Below are 17,201 nucleotides of genomic sequence, written 5' to 3' on the forward strand. Positions count from 1 at the left end.
TCTCAGGGCCGCGTCGACTACTCTTGTGCCAGAGATTGCCCGCGTTGTGCGCGTAATTGCCCGGTGACCGGGCGGAAAACGGATGTATGAACTCACGCATTTTGGTTGTCGACGATGACCCCGCACTGGCTGAGATGATCGGCATCGTGCTGCAGGGTGAAGGCTTCGAGCCGCATTTCTGCGCGGACGGCTCGTTGGCGCTCGACGCTTTCCACAGCGTCGCCCCCGACCTCGTGCTCCTGGACCTGATGCTGCCGGGGCTGGACGGCATCGAGGTCTGCACGCTCATCCGCGCCGAATCCGGCACCCCCATCATCATGCTGACGGCCAAGTCCGATACGACGGATGTCGTCAAGGGCCTGGAGTCGGGCGCAGACGACTACATGGTCAAACCGTTCAACCCCAAGGAACTGGTCGCCCGGATCCGCACCAGATTGCGCCCCGTTCCCGCGGAGGCACCCGCGAGCCTGCAGATCGGCGACCTCATCGTGGATGCCGCCGGTCACGAGGTCAAGCGCGGTGAGCAGAGCATCAACCTCACCCCGCTGGAGTTCGATCTGCTGCTGGCCCTGGCCTCCAAACCGCAGCAGGTCTTCACCCGGGAGATGTTGCTCGAGCAGGTGTGGGGCTATCACTACAAGGCCGACACCCGGCTGGTGAACGTGCACGTGCAGCGGCTGCGCGCCAAGGTCGAAGACGATCCGGACAACCCGCGCATCGTGATGACCGTGCGCGGTGTCGGCTACCGGGCCGGCGCGGCCGGCTAGGTTCTGCGGTGTCTGCGCGGTTCGACGTGAACAGGGTCGACTGGCGCTCGTGGGGGTCGTGGCGGCGTTCGATGCGCCGGTTCCGCCGCGGCTGGCGGCGGTCGCTGCAGTGGCGCACCGTGGCCATCACCGTTGCGGCGGCCAGTGCGGCCATCGCGCTGGTGGGTGTCTACATGTCCGTCAGCGTCGGCAACGACCTCTTCCAGTCCCGGCTCAACCAGGTGCTGGTGGACTCGAACCGGGCCACGGCCGCGGCCCAAGGCATCCTCGACTCGTCCGACGCTGTCGACAGGGTGCAGGTGCAGACGCTGCTGGAATCGGCGCGCACCTCGATCTCCGCCGCGTCCTCCAGCCGGCTCGTGGCCCTGTTCCGGGTACCGGGCCAGGAGTCCTCGACCGTCGCGCCGCAGGACTCCTCCACCTTCGGCACCTCCACTGCCGTCATCGCCCCGAATTGCGTAAGGCCGTGCAGCAGGACGGCGACGGGCAGTTCTGGCAATCCGTGACGCTGTTCTCGGACGACGGGGCGTCGGTTCCGGGCATCGTCGTGGGCTCCCAGATCACGGTTCCCGTCGCGGGCCGGTACGAGCTCTACATCGGTTACAGCCTGGCCGACGCCGAATCGACGCTCCTGTTCGTGCAGCGCACCCTGGGCGGCGCCGGTCTCGCCCTGATCCTGCTGATCGGTGCGGTCACCTGGATCGTCGTGCGGTTCGTGGTCTCCCCAATCCAAGTCGCCGCCGAGACCAGTCAGAAGCTTGCCTCGGGGGATCTGGGTGTGCGCATCCCCGAGAAGGGTGAGGACGTGATCGCCACCCTGGCCCGGTCGTTCAACGGCATGGCCGACAGCCTGCAGAGCCAGATCAAGGAGCTGGCGGACCTCTCCGAGGTGCAACAGCGCTTCGTCTCCGACGTCTCGCACGAGCTGCGCACGCCGCTCACCACGATCCGGTTGGCCGGCGACCTGCTCTACGACCAGCGCACCACGTTCCCGCCCGCCACCGAACGCACCGCTGAGCTGCTGCACACCCAGGTGGAACGCTTTGAGCTGCTGCTCTCCGACCTGCTCGAGATCAGCCGGTACGATGCGGGCTCCGTCGAGCTCGAATCCGAACCCACCAACCTGGTGCACCTGGCCGAGGACGTCATCGACGGCATGCGCTCGCTCGCTGAGTCCAAGGGCAGCGAGATCAGCCTGGTCGCGCCCGGCGGCCACCTCGCCGCCGAGATGGACCCCCGCCGGGTGCGCCGGATCGTGAACAACCTCATCGGCAATGCCATCGAGCACGGGGAGGGCAAGGCCATCATCGTGTCGGTGGACAGCAACGAGTCGGCCGTGGCCCTGTCGGTGCGGGACTACGGCATGGGCATGACCCAGACCGAGATCCTGCACGTCTTCGACAGGTTCTGGCGGGCCGACCCGTCCCGCAAACGCACTATCGGCGGCACCGGGCTGGGCCTGGCGATCTCGCTCGAGGACGCCACCGCCCACCGCGGCTGGCTGCAGGTCTGGTCCAGCCCCGGAGCCGGCTCCAGTTTCCGGTTGACCCTGCCCCGCCGGAAGAGCGGTTCACTCAAGGTGTCGCCGAACCCCCTCCCGCCGGCGGATGCCGCCGCGCCCGGATTCGTGTCGCCGCACGCCGAGCCGAGAAGAGACCACCATGCGTAGCCCCACCAGGATCCTCGCCGTCGTCGCGGCGCTGGCCGTGCTGCTCACCGGATGCTCGAGCATCCCCCGGAGTGGTTCGGTGCAGGCCGGTCAGGACGCCGTGACGGGCGAGAACCCGCCGCCGGTGTTCCTGCCGTTCCGGCCACAGGCCGGTGCGAGCATGGAGGAGGTCCTCACCGGGTTCATCGCCGCGGGCACCAGCCCGGACAACAACTACGAGATCGCCCGGGAGTTCCTCACCACGGACTTCGCCGGCTCGTGGAAATCGGACACCGGGGTCACCGTCGACGACCTCTCCGGGCGCAGCATCACCCCGTCGACGACCACACCATGCAATTCTCAGTACGCCCCGTCGCCGAGGTGAACGCGATCGGCGAATACCACGAGGAAGCCCTGTCGGCCAGCGTGCCGCTGCGGTACGAGTTCGCCCAGGTGGACGGGGAGTGGCGGATCAGCGCCGCCCCGAACGGCACTGTGCTCGATCAGACCACGTTCAAGGATGTTTTCAGTGCCCAGTCGCTGTATTTCTACGATCCGGACTTCCTCTTCCTGGTGCCCGATGTGCGCTGGTTCCCGCGCGGCGCATCCACCCCGACCAAGATCGTCAACGGTGTGCTCGGCGGCCCGAGCGAATGGCTCGTCGGCGCCGTGTCGAGCGCGTTCCCCGAGGGCACGGCCCTCACCGCCGACGCCGTCACCGTGGTGGCCAGGGACGCGAAGGTGGACCTGAACAGCGAGGCTCTTAACGCCGACCGGATCACCCTGCAACGGATGAAACGCCAACTCGAGCAGAGCCTGCCGAGCGGGCTCACGGTCACCATCACCATCAACCGCAACTCGCAGGACATCGGCACGCTCGGCGCCAACGAGCCCGAGGTCAACCCGCGGGTGGATGCGCGGGCGTTGGTCCTGCGCGACGGCGAATTCGGTTTCCTGGCCGCGACCGGCAAGACCATCACGGCCTTGCCCGGGCTGTCCGAGGGCATCGCCGCCCTCCAGCCCACCGCGGTCACCCTGTCGCCGTCACAGACGGCGGCGGCCATGCTCACCAACGACGGGGTGTACGGCATCCGGGTGGGCGACGACGCGAAACTGCTCGACCCGAGGCGTAACCTGATCGCGCCGGCCATCGACGGATCCGCGTACATCTGGTCGGTACCTGCCGACCGGCCCAACGAACTCTTCGTGTACAACACCCAGGGCGCCGCGGTGGCGGTGCCCACCCCTGGCAGGATGCGTCGACGATCGCCGCCCTCAAGGTGTCCAGGGACGGGACCCGGGTGATCGCACTGCTGAACACCGCGGGGGAGACCCGGCTGGTCGTGGCGGCGGTGGTGCGGGAGAACGGCGCACCGGTGGGACTGGGCGATCCCGTGCAGCTCGCGACCGATACGGGGACCCCGGTGGACGCGACCTGGATCGACCAGAGCACCGTGGCGTACCTCAGCGTGCAGCCCGACGGCGAGGACCGCATGGTCTCCCATGAGATCGGCGGCACGAGCATGCCGCTCGAATCGTCGATGGGGATCAGGAGCATCACGGGCAGCAACCTGCTGCGCGACCTGCGTGCGTTGAACACCGAGGGGGCCCTCCTGGTGCAGCGCGGCGTCGGCTGGCAGGAACGCATCGACGGAGTCACCCTGGTGGCCACCCAGCAGGGCATCGGCGGCTGATCCGGCCGGCCCGGCGCGGGCCGCTCCTGCACAGGCCCGGCCAGGCACCGGCCGTGCACGGATGTGGCCGGCAGCGCCTCCGACGCGACCCACTCGGCCAGGCTGGCGCGATGATTCCGTCGGAACCCCTCCGTGCCGTGCTCGCCGCCGCCCCTGCCGCGGTCCTGGACGCCTGGGCGGTGCTGATGCCCACAGACTGCAGCGGCTGCGGAGCGGCGGACCGGGCCCTCTGTTCCGGCTGCGCCGCCGCCCTCCGGCCCACCCCGGCGCTCTGCACGCGCGACGACCTCACGATCTGGTCGGCCCTGGAGTACCGCGACGTGGCCGCCCGGGTTCTCGTGGCCTACAAGGACGGCGGCCGCACCGACGCCGCGCCGGCGCTGGCCGGAGCCCTGCGCGCCGCCGTGGGAGCCGCCTTGGCGGCCGCACCGGGCTCAGCCGCACCCGGTGGGACCGGGTGGCCGCCGGCGGCTGTGGAGGGCGTCCTGCTCGTGGCCGTGCCGTCCTCACGGCGGGCCTGGCGGGCGAGGGGGTTCACCCCGGTGGAGCTGCTGCTGCGCCGCGCCGCTCTCCGCCCGGTGCGGTTGCTGCGGCCGGGCGGTCGGGTCGCCGACCAGGTGGGCCTCGGCCGGCAGGAGCGCCTGGACAATCGCACGGGCGCGCTGGTCGCCACCCGGCGGCTCGCGGGGCACCGGGTGCTGCTCGTCGACGACATCGTCACGACCGGGGCCACCCTGCTCGACGCGCGGCGTGCCATCCGTCTCGCGGGTGGGGAGGTGATCGGCGCGGCGACCGTGGCGGAAACCCGGCGGCGTCATCCCGTCACCGAGAGTTCACCGAAAACAGATTGACAAATACTGTGACTTATCCAGCTGGCACGACTACGGTAGGGCCAAAGGCGCGTACCAATCGCCCGGATCAGGGGCGGTTCGCCAGATCTGGAGGTCGTCATGGAAACTAACATCGTTGGACGAAACCTGGGGATCACTGATCGCTTCCGGGATTATGCGACGGAGAAGGCCGAGAAGATCGCCGGCCTCGCCGAGAAGGCCCTCGCCCTGGAAATCAAGGTCAGTCGTCACACCGAGAAGAGCGGCGCCGCCGGTAACGACCGTGTCGAGCTCACCCTCATCGGCAAGGGCCCCATCGTGCGGGCCGAGGCCGAGGGAGGCGACAAGTACGCCGCCTTCGACATCGCTCTCGGACGGTTGCTGGAACGGGTTCGCCGCGCGAAGGACCGCAAGAAGGTGCACCGCGGAGGCGCACACCGCCCGACGTCGCTGCACGACGCCTCCTCCACGGGGTTCGCGGTGATCGACATCATCCCGGCCGACGGAGAGACCCTTGAGCGTGTGCGCACCGGTGCAATCCCGGTCGTGCAGGACGAGACCGCCGCCGCCGAGGACGTCGAAGAGGCGTATTCGCCCGTCGTCATCCGCCGCAAAGTCTTCTCGGCCGCTCCCATGACCGTCGATGATGCCCTCTACTTCATGGAACTGGTCGGACACGACTTCTACCTGTTCCAGGACGCCGAGACGCACCGACCCAGCGTGGTCTACCGCCGCAAGGGGTGGGACTACGGCGTCATCGAATTGGACCCGAATGCCGAGGAGGGCAGGGCGCTGGCGACGGCGTCCAGCGAGTCCAGCTCCTGACCAACTAGCATTGCTATAGTTGCCGGCTAGGTCGGCGCTACGTGCGTCCGACCGGACGACAGGCGTGTTCACACGCCGTGACGACTAGTGGAGTGCATTCGTGGCCTCAATCCTGGAAAAAGTTCTTCGTGTTGGCGAGGGGCGCATTCTGCGCCGGCTCGAGAGCTATGCGAAGGCCATCAATGCGCTGGAAGATGACTTCAGCACCCTCAGCGATGAGGAGTTGAAGAACGAGACCGTGCAGTTGCGTGAGCGTTACTCGGGCGGCGAGTCACTGGATGACTTGCTGCCCGAGGCGTTCGCCGCCGTGCGCGAAGCGTCCACCCGGACCCTGGGCTTGCGTCACTTCGACGTGCAGCTGATGGGCGGGGCGGCCCTGCACCTCGGCAACATCGCCGAGATGAAGACCGGTGAGGGCAAGACCCTGGTCGCCACGACGGCGGCCTACCTCAACGCCATCACCAGCCGTGGTGTACACGTGATCACGGTGAACGACTACCTCGCCAGCTACCAGAGCGAGCTGATGGGGCGCGTGTTCCGAGCCCTGGGCATGACCACCGGCTGCATCGTCTCCGGCCAGACCCCCGCCGTGCGCCGCGAGCAGTACGCCTGCGACATCACCTACGGCACCAACAACGAGTTCGGCTTCGACTACCTGCGCGACAACATGGCGTGGCAGGCCACCGACATGGTGCAACGCGGCCACTACTTCGCCATCGTCGACGAGGTCGACTCGATCCTCATCGACGAGGCCCGCACCCCGCTGATCATCTCCGGCCCCGCGTCGGGTGAGGCGAACCGCTGGTTCACCGAGTTCGCCAGCCTCGCCAAGCGTCTCGTCCCCGACGAGGACTTCGAGGTCGACGAGAAGAAGCGCACCGTGGGTGTGCTCGAACCCGGTATCGAGAAGGTCGAGGATTACCTCGGCATCGACAACCTGTACGAGTCCGCGAACACCCCGCTGATCTCGTTTCTGAACAACGCCATCAAGGCCAACGCCCTGTTCAAGAAGGACAAGGACTACGTCGTCATGAACGGCGAGGTGCTCATCGTCGACGAGCACACCGGCCGTATCCTGATGGGTCGCCGGTACAACGAGGGCATCCACCAGGCCATCGAGGCCAAGGAGGGTGTCGCCGTCAAGGCCGAGAACCAGACTCTCGCCACGGTGACCCTGCAGAACTACTTCCGGCTGTACTCCAAGATCTCCGGCATGACCGGAACGGCCGAGACCGAGGCCGCCGAGTTCATGAGCACCTACAAGCTCGGCGTCGTCGCGATCCCCACCAACAAGCCGATGCAGCGCATCGACCAGTCCGACCTGATCTACAAGAACGAGGAAGCCAAGTTCGGCCAGGTCGTCGAGGACATCGTCGAACGGCACGAGAAGGGCCAGCCGGTCCTGGTCGGCACCACGAGTGTCGAGAAGAGCGAATACCTGTCCCGCCTGCTGGCGAAGAAGGGTGTCCGCCACGAGGTCCTCAACGCGAAGAACCACGCTCGCGAGGCCGCGATCGTCGCCCAGGCCGGGCGCCTCGGCTCCGTCACCGTCGCCACCAACATGGCCGGCCGTGGAACCGACGTGATGCTCGGCGGCAACGCCGAGTTCCTCGCCGTCGCCGCGATGAACGCCAAGGGCCTGAGCCCGGTGGAGACCCCCGACGAGTACGAGAAGGAATGGGATGACGTCTTCGCCGCCGTTAAGGCAGAGGTCTCCGAGGAGGCCGAGAAGGTCATCGCCGCCGGCGGACTTTACGTGCTCGGCACCGAACGCCACGAATCGCGCCGCATCGACAACCAGCTCCGCGGCCGTAGCGGCCGTCAGGGCGACCCGGGTGAGAGCCGTTTCTACCTCTCGCTGACCGACGACCTGATGCGCCTGTTCAACGCCGGTGCCGCCGAGAGCCTGATGGGCCGCCAGGGTGTGCCCGACGACATGGCCATCGAGTCCAAGGTCGTCAGCCGCGCCATCCGCAGCGCCCAGTCCCAGGTCGAGGGCCGCAACGCCGAGATCCGTAAGAACGTGCTCAAGTACGACGACGTCCTCAACCGCCAGCGTGAAGCGATCTACGGCGACCGCCGGCACATCCTCGAGGGCGACGACCTGCACGAGCGCACCCAGCGCTTCCTCGAAGACGTCATCGACGAGGTGCTCGAGGTGCACACCGGCGAGGGCAACGGCGACGACTGGGACTTCGACGCCCTGTGGACCGAGTTGAAGACCCTCTACCCGGTGGGCCTGACCATCGACGAGGTCATCGCAGAGGCCGGCAACAAGGGCAAGATCAACCGCGACTTCATGCGCCGGGAGATCATCTCCGACGCCAAGGTCGCATACGCCCGTCGCGAGGAATCGCTGGGCTCCCCGGCCATGCGCGAGCTCGAACGTCGCGTGGTGCTGTCGGTCATCGACCGTCGCTGGCGCGAACACCTCTACGAGATGGACTACCTCAAGGACGGCATCGGCCTGCGCGCCATGGCGCAGCGTGACCCGCTGGTCGAGTACCAGCGCGAGGGTTTCGCCATGTTCCAGCAGATGATGGGCCAGATCCGCGAGGAGACCGTCGGCTTCCTGTTCAACCTCGAGGTCGAGGTTTCCCAGCCCGCCGGCGCGGTCGACGCCCCCGTCGTCGCGGCCAAGGGACTCACGCCCCCCGCCGAATCGTCCGAGGAGAAGCTGAGTTTCACCGCTCCGAGCGACTCCGGCGGAGTCGAGGTGCGCAACCAGCGCGGCCAGATCCAGCAGGCCGCGACGGACCGGGCGCGCCGCGCCGCCGTGGCGTCCGCTCCCGCCGAACCGGCCGAGGCAGCTCCCACCGGCCCGCCCCAGCGTGGCGCTTTCGGCCAGCGCGCCGAGGGCGAGACCCCGGCGGCCAACAACCGCACCGAGCGACGCGCGCAGGGCAAGAAGAAGTAGCAGAGCTCCGTCAGGGAACTGTGCCCGGTCCGGACAATTGCGTCCGGTATGCCGGGCACAGTTGTCCGCGCGGGCAACATGTGGGCCGGCGGGGCAATCGCTCAGGCGGCGGATGTTCCGGCTGCCGCGTCACAGTACGTTGATGGCGCTGGCCCGCCACCGGTTGTCCAGCCCCTCCAGGCGCACCGCCACCGCCCGAACCCGCACCTTGCTGTGCACGATCACCACGGCCTCGATGATGCCGTCCCTGGGCTCGTTGATGGTGACCCGGCCGATCATGATGGCCGGGCGCTGCGCCCGCTGGCCTTTCACTGCCCGCGCCCGGGCCGAGAGCACCACACGCTTGAGCAGATGCCGGTAGACGTCGTCGCTCACCCACCTGGCCAGCTGATCTAGCTCCCTCGCCCCGGCCAGCACCTCGATCACACACCGGGTGAGGTTGACCAGCAATGGCTCCGGATCCGGTAGCGTGCTTCGCGAACTCGGCTGATGGCCGAAGAAGTCATCATCAAGGAACGCGTCGGCCGACTCGTGGCCCCCTCGCCGCGCGGGCGGGCCCGACGGCGCGTCGGACCGGGCACCGGTCGGCGGGTCGGACGTGCCGCCCGCCGCATCGGGCAGATTGGGCGCGTTCGCCTGCGACAGGGGGCTAGGCTGTGGCTCGGCAAGTGGATCGCTCATGGGTTGCTCCAAATGCGTGGATCCGTGGTGTCGGCGAGGAGAGCAGGGTGGTGCTGGCGCTGTCGTGCGAGTGGAACACCGGATCGACCCCCGTGGAACCCGAGGCCTTGGCCGACACTCAATCACCCGTAAACCTGCCTGTCTAGGCTTTTGGCCGGCTGTGGATAACGTCAGCATCCGTTGCCATGGCCGACTACCGTCGTGGTGTGCGCTGGGACAACCTGTTCGACGACCTCGAAGGTCAGCTCGAGAACGAGCTGACCGCCGAGGACGCCGAGCTGCGCGCGGAAGAAGAACGGCTGCGCCTGGGCCGGCTCGGCTTGCGCCAACGCCTCACCGGAGTGCATGCCGGGCCGACCGCCTCCCGTGTGCTGCGGGTGGTGCTGGTCGGCGCCCAGACACTCATGCTGCGGCCCACCACCTTCGGGCGAGACTGGCTCGCCGCCGACCTGCTCGAGGCCGGGACCGGGACTCCGCAGTGTGTCGTGCCGTTCGCGGCCATCGCGGCCATCGTGCTGCAGCCCGAGCAGGTGGCGCCGTCCCTGGCCGAGGCCGTCGACGAGCCCGCCCGGATGGTGGACCGGATCGGGTTGCCCTTCGTTCTGCGCGATCTCTGCAGACGGCGCAAGAGCCTGCAGATCCACACCGGCGCGGGGCAGGTCACCGGAACCATCGACAGGGTCGGGCGGGACCACGTCGACGTGGCTGTGCACGCACCGGGCACCCTCAGGCGGGCATCCGAGGTGCAGCAGCTGCGGATCGTGCCGATCCCGCAGATTCAGGTGGTGCGGTTGGACTGAGTCCCGCCGGCGTCGGGGTCCCCGCGGCCGATGTCGCCGTCGAACGGACCGGCCCCGTCGGGGCGCAGAATCCGTCCTGCGGACAGCTCCGGGATGTTCGCGAAGTCGGATTGCTCCCACAGGGACATCCGCCGGGCCTCCTCGTACTTCGCTTCGATGTATGACTCGAGAACCACCCGTTCCACCCGCCAGGCGCCCGCCGTGCCGATCCTGATGGCCGGAAGCTCACCGGTGCGCACCAGGTCGAGGGCGGCGGCGGGGGAGAGGTTCAGGATCTCTGCCGTGTCGGCAAGGGTCAGGAACCTGCCGACGGAGGCGGAGGAGACGGGATCGCTCATGCGAACGATTATCCGTCGATCCGGGCGGCCACGCACGGCCTGCGCCCGAGCTGTGGATAACTTCAGCGGGCTCGCTCGCGGAGGGTCACGATGGTACCCACAGGGAGGTCGGCCCCGCGGTCGACGTGAACGGTCGAGATGGCGGACAGGTGGTGACGGAGTGGCTCACACGGAGGCGCGGTACCCGACGACGCGGTACCCGACGACGCGGTACCGTCCGGCGCAGTACTCGACGGCGCAGTACTCGTCGGCGCAGTACCCGACAGACGACGGGGTGGACCGGTGACGGCGCGCCAGGAGGGCGGGCCGGTCCGGGCCGCGTCGTCCACCCGGCCGCGGTTCTGGTTCGACCCGAGGTTCGCACTGGGGCTGGTCCTCGTGATCGCGTCGATCGTCGATCGTCGGCGTCGCCGTCGTCGTCGCCGGAAGCGATCAGACGGTCGCCGTGTACGCCGCCCGGGTGCCCTTGACCGTGGGCGACCGTCTCGACACGGCGGACCTCGTCGAGACTCGGGTGCGGTTGGGAGCGGGCGACACCCTCTACCTCACCCCGGCCCGAATCCCTGCAGGCGGCCTGACCGTGACCCGCACCATCGGCACCGGGGAACTGGTACCCACGTCCGCCGTGGGCGCCCGTTCCGGCGAATCGGTCACAAGCCTGGTCGTGGACCTGCGTGGGCGCCTGTCAACGGGTCTGGCCGCGGGATCAGTGGTGGACGTGTGGTCGGCCCCGGAGGCCGACGGTGAGTCCTTCGGGCCCCCGGCGGTTCTCGTCGGGCGGGCGAGCATCGTGCGGATCCTTGAACCGACCGGCCTGATCCAGTCCGGTGGGGGTCTCGCCGTGGAGGTGCTGGTGCCCAAGGGGAAGGTGGCCCAGGTACTGGAGGCCGTTGCCAACGAGGACGCGATCTCCATCGTGGCCGTGAACGCACCGATCGGCGGCTGACGGTGGTGCTGCTGGCGCTGGCCCTTGACCGGGAGACCGAGGACCGGCTGCTGCCCGACATCATCGACCACGGCCACGTGATCGTGGCCCGCCCTGCCACGGTGTCCGAACTCCTGGCGGCGATCGAGAGGCACAGCCCAGACGGCCTCATTGTCGGGGCCTCGGCCGGCACCCTGACCGCTGAACTCCTTGCGGCGAGCGACGCAAACGGCATCCGGGTGGTCGCCCTGGCCGCCACCGCCCAGGAGCGCAGCTATGTCGCCGAACTAGGGTTGCACGAGGTCGTCGCAGCCGACGCCGACTGGGTCGAGATCGAGAGTGTGCTGACCATGGGCACGGCCATCCCGCTGCGGATCGACGACCCGCCCGACCGTGGCGGCCCCGCCGATGACGCCCCGGGCGTCACCGGCACCCCAGGGCGCCCGGATGCCCCGGCACCCGGCCGGCACCGAGGGCGGCGGGCCGTGCCGGGCCGGCGAGCCAGGCCGCCGCGGCAGCCGTCGCCCGAGCCGGAGCCCGCCACCGCCGCGGAGCCGGCCGGTGGGCTGGAGGGACCCGGCATCGTGATCGCCGTCTGGGGGCCGGCCGGGGCGCCGGGTCGCACCACCCTGGCCATCAACATCGCCGCCGAGATCGCGGCGGCCGGGCACACTGTCGTTCTGGCGGATGTCGACACCTACAGCGGCTCGATCGCGCCGAGCCTCGGCCTGCTCGACGAGGCGCCGGGCTTCGCCGCCGCGTGCCGGCTGTCGGGAGCCGACGCGCTGACCCGGTCCGAGTTCGACCGGATCGCGCATCGCTACAATTCGCCCCGCGGTGCCTTCCAGGTGCTCACCGGAATCGGGCGGCCGTCGCGGTGGCCGGAGCTGTCGGCGGAGCGGGTGAGCCTCACCATCGCCGCGCTGCGCGGCTGGGCGGACTACGTGGTGCTCGACACCGGGTTCAGCCTCGAGAGCGATGAGGAGATCTCGAGCGATCTGTTCGCCCCACGCCGGAACGCCGCGACGCTCGCCGCCCTGGGCATCGCCGATCGGGTCGTGGCGTGCGGCCTCGCCGACCCCGTCGGCATGGCCAGGTTCCTGCGCGCCTGGGGCGATCTGACCGAGGTGATCAGCACCCACCGGGTGCACGTCGTGATGAACCGGGTGCGTGCCAGCGCGGTGGGCCTGGGGGCGGCCGGGCAGGTGAGCAGCGCCCTGCGCCGGTTCGGCGGTATAGAGGCCGCGGTGCTCGTGCCTCACGACCAGGCCGGGGTGGATGCCGCGGTGCTCACCGGCCGCACTCTGCGGGACGCGGCCCCGCGGTCACCGGCCCGGCTCGGAATCCTCGGCTTCGTGCAGCGGGACCTGCTCGACGCGCCCGACGCCGTACCGGCCCGCAGACCCTGGCGCCGCGCAGCGCCCTGGCGGGGCGCCGCACCGGCCACCTGACCGGGGTCCTGACCGGGACGTGGGCCAGGTCGTGGTCAGAGCCCGGGCGGCTGTGGGACGACCAACGGGATGACGCTCAGTGCGCCATCCACCCCCACGATGAGCACGACGCGCTCGCCGTGCACGCCCTCGAGAGCGCTGGCCACCTCCGCCGGGTCCGGCAGGGCCGTGGACCCGCCGGCGCGCTGCCACCAGCTCACCGTGGCACCGGTGAGCTGCCGCAGGTGGCGCAGCACCGGCTCGGCACCCGGACCCATGATGAGCACCAGCTCGCCGATGCCGGTTGCGGTCACGCGCGGCGCATCCGGCACCCCAGCGGTTACCGACGCCGCGATCGCGGCCCGGTCGCCCCGCCAGGCGCTGAAGTGGTACCCCGCCACCAGACCCGTGGCCAGGAGCAAGCCCAGGGAAGCCCGAAGCCGGTCGAGCAGCCCGGCCTCGCCGGAAAGGAGCGAGTCGAAGAGGCGGAACCCGATCACGAGCAGGGCGACCAGCGCGACGACGGCGCTGACTCCGAAGACCACGACCAGGTAGACGCTGCGGCCGGTGCTGTGGCGCCGCTCCGGCAGCACAGCCGTCGTGGGTCGCCAGGTGACCCACCACAGCGGACCGCCCACCACGAGCGAACTGATGCCGGCGAGGAGGAGCGTGCGCGGGTCGGAACCGGCCAGGGGCGTCGTGAGGGTGGCGAGCAGGGCGTTCACGATCACGCCGACGCCGGATGCGGCGGCCACGAGCGAGACCCCGCTGGTCACCAGAACGCCTGCGCCGCTCACCCCCGCCGAGCGCCGTGCCGCCACGGCCCGGTGATACCCCCAGATGAGTCCGCCGACGAGGGCGGCGGCCACGGCCGCACCGAGCGGATCAAGCAGGGCGCGCAGCGGATCCGAGCGGTCCACGGCCAAGCGGAGCAGCACGAACAGCGTCGTGCCCGCACCCGCGAGGGTGAGCAGGCACCCGCCCAGGATGCCCACGCCGACGAGGGCGACAGCGGCGAGGCCGGTGCGCACGGCACGGCCACCGTCCCGGTTCCAGTGCCACCACCAAACGAGACCGCCGCCGGCAGCCCAGACCAGCGATTGCAGTGCGGCCCACCACCAGGGGACGCCGATGGGCGCATCCGTGGCGCCGGCCAGCGCGGTATCGAAGAGCACCGTGAGTGCCGAGACCGCGCCGCCGGCGGCGAGCAGCAGTCCGACGACCCCGCCTAGCACCGCGGCAGTTCCGGGGAGCCGGGTGGGGCGACGGGTGCTCCGGCGCAGGACGAACCGGTGCCCGGCCCAAACCCCCGCCCAGACCATACCCGTCGCCGCCTCCGCGGGGGCGTCGTCGCCGCGCACCACCGCAGACACGGCCGAGAACAGCGCGGTGCCGGCCACGATGAGCGCGACGGTGCAGACGCCCACCACATACAGGGCCCAGGCCAGTGAGTCACGTTCGGCCGGGTCGGCCAGGCGCCGCCAGGCGAACCAGCCCAGCAGCGCGGCGAGCGGGCCACCGACGAGGGTGAAGCTCAGCGACACGGCCAGGCCCGCCGTGTCGCCGCCGACGACGGTGGTGCCGGTGACCACGTCGAACAACCGGCCGAGCAGGTCGGCGAGACCACCGGCCGTGAGCAGAACCAGCACGAAGAGGATGCCGTACACCACCACCCGGCGCAGCACCGGCGCCGCGGAGGCCCGCGGAACGGCCCTCGCCGGCGGGATACCCGCCGGCGCGATGCCCGGCCCGGTCACAGCCCGTCTCCGCTGCCGGTCGACGGGCACACCATGAGCTGCCACGGCACCACATCGATGAGCCACCCGTCGTCCGCGCTGACCAGTTCGAACACGTCCTCCGACTCGGACTCCGACGAACCGAACGGGCCGGCGTCGTAGAACGTGACGATCGACACCCGCACGTCGGCGCTCGAGACGCGCTCGGTGGTGTCCAGCAGGGTGACGCGGATGTCGTCCGTGCCCGGTTCGGAGTACCGGTCGCAGTTTGCCAGGGCGGTGGCGGTGAGGTACCGCGCCGCCGTATCCCCGTCGCCGTCCACCGCGGCCGCCGCGTACCGTTGCACCACCCCGCCGGGCTTGCCGGCGTCCAGCAGCTCGGGTGCACCTCGGGTGAAGACCACCACGAGCGCCACCAGCACGAGCAGGGCGATCAGGCCGAGCACCACCAGCAGGGCGGGGTCGCGCCGGGCCGGCGGAGCAGGCTCGCCGGTGAGGGCGGGCGGCGCGGTGTCTGGGCTCATGAGCGAAGCATGGCGCATCCGGTGCGGTGGCGCCAGCATCCGGTGCGTGCCGGGCGCCGGGCGGCCGTAGGCTGTTCATGTGTCGACGCTCAGTGATCTCGTACTTGCCCAGGGCCGCAATAGTGCGGAGGACGTGGACTGGTTGCACATGCTCGTCGCCGACGGCCAGCTGCTGGCCGACCTCGCCTTCGCCGACATCGTCGTGTGGGTGCCCACCCTGGGCGGCAGCTTCGTGGCCGTGGCCCACGCCAGGCCGTCCAGCGCCGCGACGCTGTTCTATCGCGACTTCGTGGGCCAGGAGATCAAGGCCGAGTGGCGCAAGCAGGTCACCGAGGCCTTCGACACCGCCAAGATCATCGACACCACGGCCCCGGACTGGTACGAGGAGACGCCCACCCGGGTGCGCGCCATCCCGGTGCGCCGCCGCATCAGCTCCAGCGGCGCCGAGATCACCCCCGAACCCATCGCCGTGCTGACCCGGCACACCAATCTCAGCGAGACCCGCACGCCGGGTCGCCAGGAGCTGACCTTCAACGACTGCGCGAACGACCTCTTCGCGATGATCGCCTCCGGGGACTTCCCCGACCTGGGCGCCCCGACCGGCCCGCGCCGCGGCGCTCCGCGCGCTTCGGACGGCCTGATCCGGCTGGACCTGGACGGCGTGACCACCTTCGCCAGCCCGAACGCACTGTCCGCGTTCAACCGCATGGGCTTCGCCGACGAGCTGGAGGGCGAGTCGCTCGCCGAGGTCACCACGAGCCTGCTCAGCGGCAAGGCTGTCGTCGACGAGTCCCTTCCGCTGGTCGTGACCGGTCGGGCCCCCTGGCGTACCGACATCGAGGCCCGCGGGGTGACGGTGTCGCTGCGCGCGATCCCGATCCGCAACCGCGGCGAGCGGATCGGCGCCATCGTGCTCTCCCGCGACGTCTCTGAGCTCCGGCACCAGGAACGCGAACTGATCACCAAGGACGCCACGATCCGGGAGATCCACCACCGGGTGAAGAACAACCTGCAGACCGTGGCGTCGCTGCTGCGCATCCAGGCTCGCCGCACCCACTCGGACACCGCCCGTGAGGCGCTCAACCAGGCCATGCGCCGGGTCGCGGCCATCGCCGTCGTGCACGACACGCTCTCCAGCGGGCTCAGCCAGAACGTCGACTTCGACGCCGTGTTCGACCGGGTGCTGCTGCTCATCGCCGAGGTGGCGTCGGCGCACAACACCACCGCCCACCCCAAGTCGTCCGGCAGTTTCGGGATCCTGCCCAGCGCCTACGCGACGCCGCTCGCGCTCGCGCTCACGGAGCTCGTGACCAACGCCGTCGAGCACGGCCTGGCCGGCCGGGAGGGCGAGGTGTCGATCGAGGCCGAGCGCGACCTCGAGACGCTCACGGTGCGCGTGCGCGACAACGGCTCCGGGCTGCCGGAGGGCAAGGTCGGCTCGGGCCTCGGCACCCAGATCGTGCGCACCCTCATCCAGGGTGAGCTCAGTGGATCGATCGACTGGCACACCATGATGGGCAGCGGCACCGAGGTCACCATCGAGATCCCGCTGCGGTTCATGGAATTCGACTGAAGCCGCACACGACAGCCGGCGTGACGCAGGCACAAAAAAGCGGGCGAGGAACGGGATTCCCGTTCCTCGCCCGCTGTGTCAGCGTGACGCCGAGTGAGTCAGGACGCGCGGCGGGCGCGTGCGGCGCGACGCTTGAGGGCGCGGCGCTCGTCTTCGCTCAGTCCACCCCAGACGCCGGAGTCCTGACCGGTCTCGAGAGCGTACTGGAGGCACACCTCCGTGACGTTGCAGCGGGCGCACACGGACTTGGCCTTCTCGATCTGGTCGACTGCTGGACCAGTGTTACCAACCGGGAAGAAGAGTTCCGGGTCGGCGGTGAGGCAGGCAGCTTTATCGCGCCAGTCCATAGGGGTGCTCCTTTATTGCGGGGGGATGCCTGGCCGATCGGCCGAAGATGCGGGGGAAAGCCCAGATTGCAGGAAGGTCGGATCTACATGGAGATCTGCTCACCACCCTGTGAGCGTCAACTGGGCCTCAAATATGGTCGCATAATAGGGGTGTCAAATCAATAGT

Annotated in this window: 18 protein-coding genes; 13 read left to right on the plus strand and 5 right to left on the minus strand. The window is 69.7% G+C overall.

Annotation, left to right across the window (positions count from 1 at the left end; all coding sequences use genetic code 11):
* Window positions 1–86: 86 nt before the first annotated feature.
* The 9 genes from mtrA to secA all read left to right on the plus strand — a co-directional run bounded on the left by mtrA (window position 87) and on the right by secA (window position 8,681).
* The gene (gene mtrA / locus KY500_RS00980; protein ID WP_219901978.1) at window positions 87–767 is read left to right on the plus strand and encodes an MtrAB system response regulator MtrA; all 681 of its coding nucleotides are present in this window, start codon (window positions 87–89) and stop codon (window positions 765–767) included.
* Window positions 768–775: 8 nt separating this feature from the next.
* Window positions 776–1,273 carry a hypothetical protein gene (locus tag KY500_RS19040; protein ID WP_255579655.1) on the plus strand — a complete coding sequence of 166 codons (498 nt, stop codon included), beginning with the start codon at window positions 776–778 and terminating at the stop codon, window positions 1,271–1,273.
* Complete coding sequence (gene mtrB, locus KY500_RS00985; RefSeq protein ID WP_255579656.1) at window positions 1,234–2,436, plus strand: MtrAB system histidine kinase MtrB; 1,203 nt, start codon at window positions 1,234–1,236, stop codon at window positions 2,434–2,436. The genes KY500_RS19040 and mtrB overlap by 40 nt, the downstream gene beginning before the upstream one ends.
* Entirely contained in the window at window positions 2,429–2,800 is a 372-nt protein-coding gene (locus tag KY500_RS00990) for a hypothetical protein (protein WP_219901979.1), read from the plus strand. The genes mtrB and KY500_RS00990 overlap by 8 nt, the downstream gene beginning before the upstream one ends.
* Window positions 2,767–3,720: a GerMN domain-containing protein gene (locus KY500_RS00995; RefSeq protein ID WP_219901980.1), complete on the plus strand. Its 954-nt coding sequence runs from the start codon at window positions 2,767–2,769 to the stop codon at window positions 3,718–3,720. Before KY500_RS00990 ends, KY500_RS00995 begins: the two co-directional genes overlap by 34 nt.
* Window positions 3,717–4,109 (plus strand): LpqB family beta-propeller domain-containing protein, encoded by a 393-nt coding sequence (locus tag KY500_RS01000; protein WP_255579658.1) that lies wholly within the window; start codon window positions 3,717–3,719, stop codon window positions 4,107–4,109. Before KY500_RS00995 ends, KY500_RS01000 begins: the two co-directional genes overlap by 4 nt.
* A 110-nt stretch (window positions 4,110–4,219) precedes the next feature.
* Complete coding sequence (locus KY500_RS01005; RefSeq protein ID WP_219901982.1) at window positions 4,220–4,960, plus strand: ComF family protein; 741 nt, start codon at window positions 4,220–4,222, stop codon at window positions 4,958–4,960.
* Window positions 4,961–5,059: 99 nt separating this feature from the next.
* On the plus strand, window positions 5,060–5,764 hold the full coding sequence (gene hpf / locus KY500_RS01010; RefSeq protein ID WP_219901983.1) for a ribosome hibernation-promoting factor, HPF/YfiA family: 705 nt from the start codon (window positions 5,060–5,062) through the stop codon (window positions 5,762–5,764).
* Between the two features lie 100 nt (window positions 5,765–5,864).
* Entirely contained in the window at window positions 5,865–8,681 is a 2,817-nt protein-coding gene (gene secA, locus KY500_RS01015; protein ID WP_066593200.1) for a preprotein translocase subunit SecA, read from the plus strand.
* Between the two features lie 129 nt (window positions 8,682–8,810).
* Here secA and KY500_RS01020 read toward each other — a convergent pair whose 3' ends face one another.
* Window positions 8,811–9,362 (minus strand): Rv3235 family protein, encoded by a 552-nt coding sequence (locus KY500_RS01020; RefSeq protein WP_219901984.1) that lies wholly within the window; start codon window positions 9,360–9,362, stop codon window positions 8,811–8,813.
* Between the two features lie 185 nt (window positions 9,363–9,547).
* Between KY500_RS01020 and KY500_RS01025 the strand changes: the two genes are divergently transcribed.
* Window positions 9,548–10,162 (plus strand): hypothetical protein, encoded by a 615-nt coding sequence (locus KY500_RS01025; protein WP_255579661.1) that lies wholly within the window; start codon window positions 9,548–9,550, stop codon window positions 10,160–10,162.
* Here KY500_RS01025 and KY500_RS19670 read toward each other — a convergent pair.
* On the minus strand, window positions 10,141–10,500 hold the full coding sequence (locus KY500_RS19670; protein WP_219901985.1) for a helix-turn-helix domain-containing protein: 360 nt from the start codon (window positions 10,498–10,500) through the stop codon (window positions 10,141–10,143). The genes KY500_RS01025 and KY500_RS19670 overlap by 22 nt on opposite strands.
* 460 nt (window positions 10,501–10,960) lie before the next feature.
* On the opposite strand from KY500_RS19670, the gene KY500_RS01035 reads away from it, so the two are divergent.
* Together KY500_RS01035 and KY500_RS01040 are read left to right on the plus strand one after the other, a co-directional pair.
* A complete protein-coding gene (locus tag KY500_RS01035) occupies window positions 10,961–11,446 on the plus strand; it encodes a hypothetical protein (RefSeq protein WP_219901986.1) in 486 nt (161 codons plus the stop codon).
* Between the two features lie 2 nt (window positions 11,447–11,448).
* Window positions 11,449–12,876, plus strand: a complete 1,428-nt coding sequence (locus tag KY500_RS01040) for a regulator (RefSeq protein WP_219901987.1) — start codon at window positions 11,449–11,451, stop codon at window positions 12,874–12,876.
* Window positions 12,877–12,911: 35 nt separating this feature from the next.
* Here KY500_RS01040 and KY500_RS01045 read toward each other — a convergent pair whose 3' ends face one another.
* Both KY500_RS01045 and KY500_RS01050 read right to left on the minus strand, forming a co-directional pair.
* On the minus strand, window positions 12,912–14,612 hold the full coding sequence (locus KY500_RS01045) for a DUF5671 domain-containing protein (protein ID WP_255579662.1): 1,701 nt from the start codon (window positions 14,610–14,612) through the stop codon (window positions 12,912–12,914).
* Window positions 14,609–15,115, minus strand: a complete 507-nt coding sequence (locus KY500_RS01050) for a hypothetical protein (protein WP_255579663.1) — start codon at window positions 15,113–15,115, stop codon at window positions 14,609–14,611. Before KY500_RS01050 ends, KY500_RS01045 begins: the two co-directional genes overlap by 4 nt.
* Window positions 15,116–15,194: 79 nt before the next feature.
* On the opposite strand from KY500_RS01050, the gene KY500_RS01055 reads away from it, so the two are divergent.
* Window positions 15,195–16,688: a sensor histidine kinase gene (locus KY500_RS01055; protein WP_066593230.1), complete on the plus strand. Its 1,494-nt coding sequence runs from the start codon at window positions 15,195–15,197 to the stop codon at window positions 16,686–16,688.
* Between the two features lie 98 nt (window positions 16,689–16,786).
* On the opposite strand, the gene KY500_RS01060 is transcribed toward KY500_RS01055, so the two are convergent.
* Window positions 16,787–17,035, minus strand: a complete 249-nt coding sequence (locus tag KY500_RS01060; protein ID WP_035837005.1) for a WhiB family transcriptional regulator — start codon at window positions 17,033–17,035, stop codon at window positions 16,787–16,789.
* Window positions 17,036–17,201 lie beyond the last annotated feature (166 nt).

It is taken from the genome of Cryobacterium sp. PAMC25264 (assembly GCF_019443325.1).
Taxonomy (GTDB): Bacteria; Actinomycetota; Actinomycetes; order Actinomycetales; family Microbacteriaceae; genus Cryobacterium.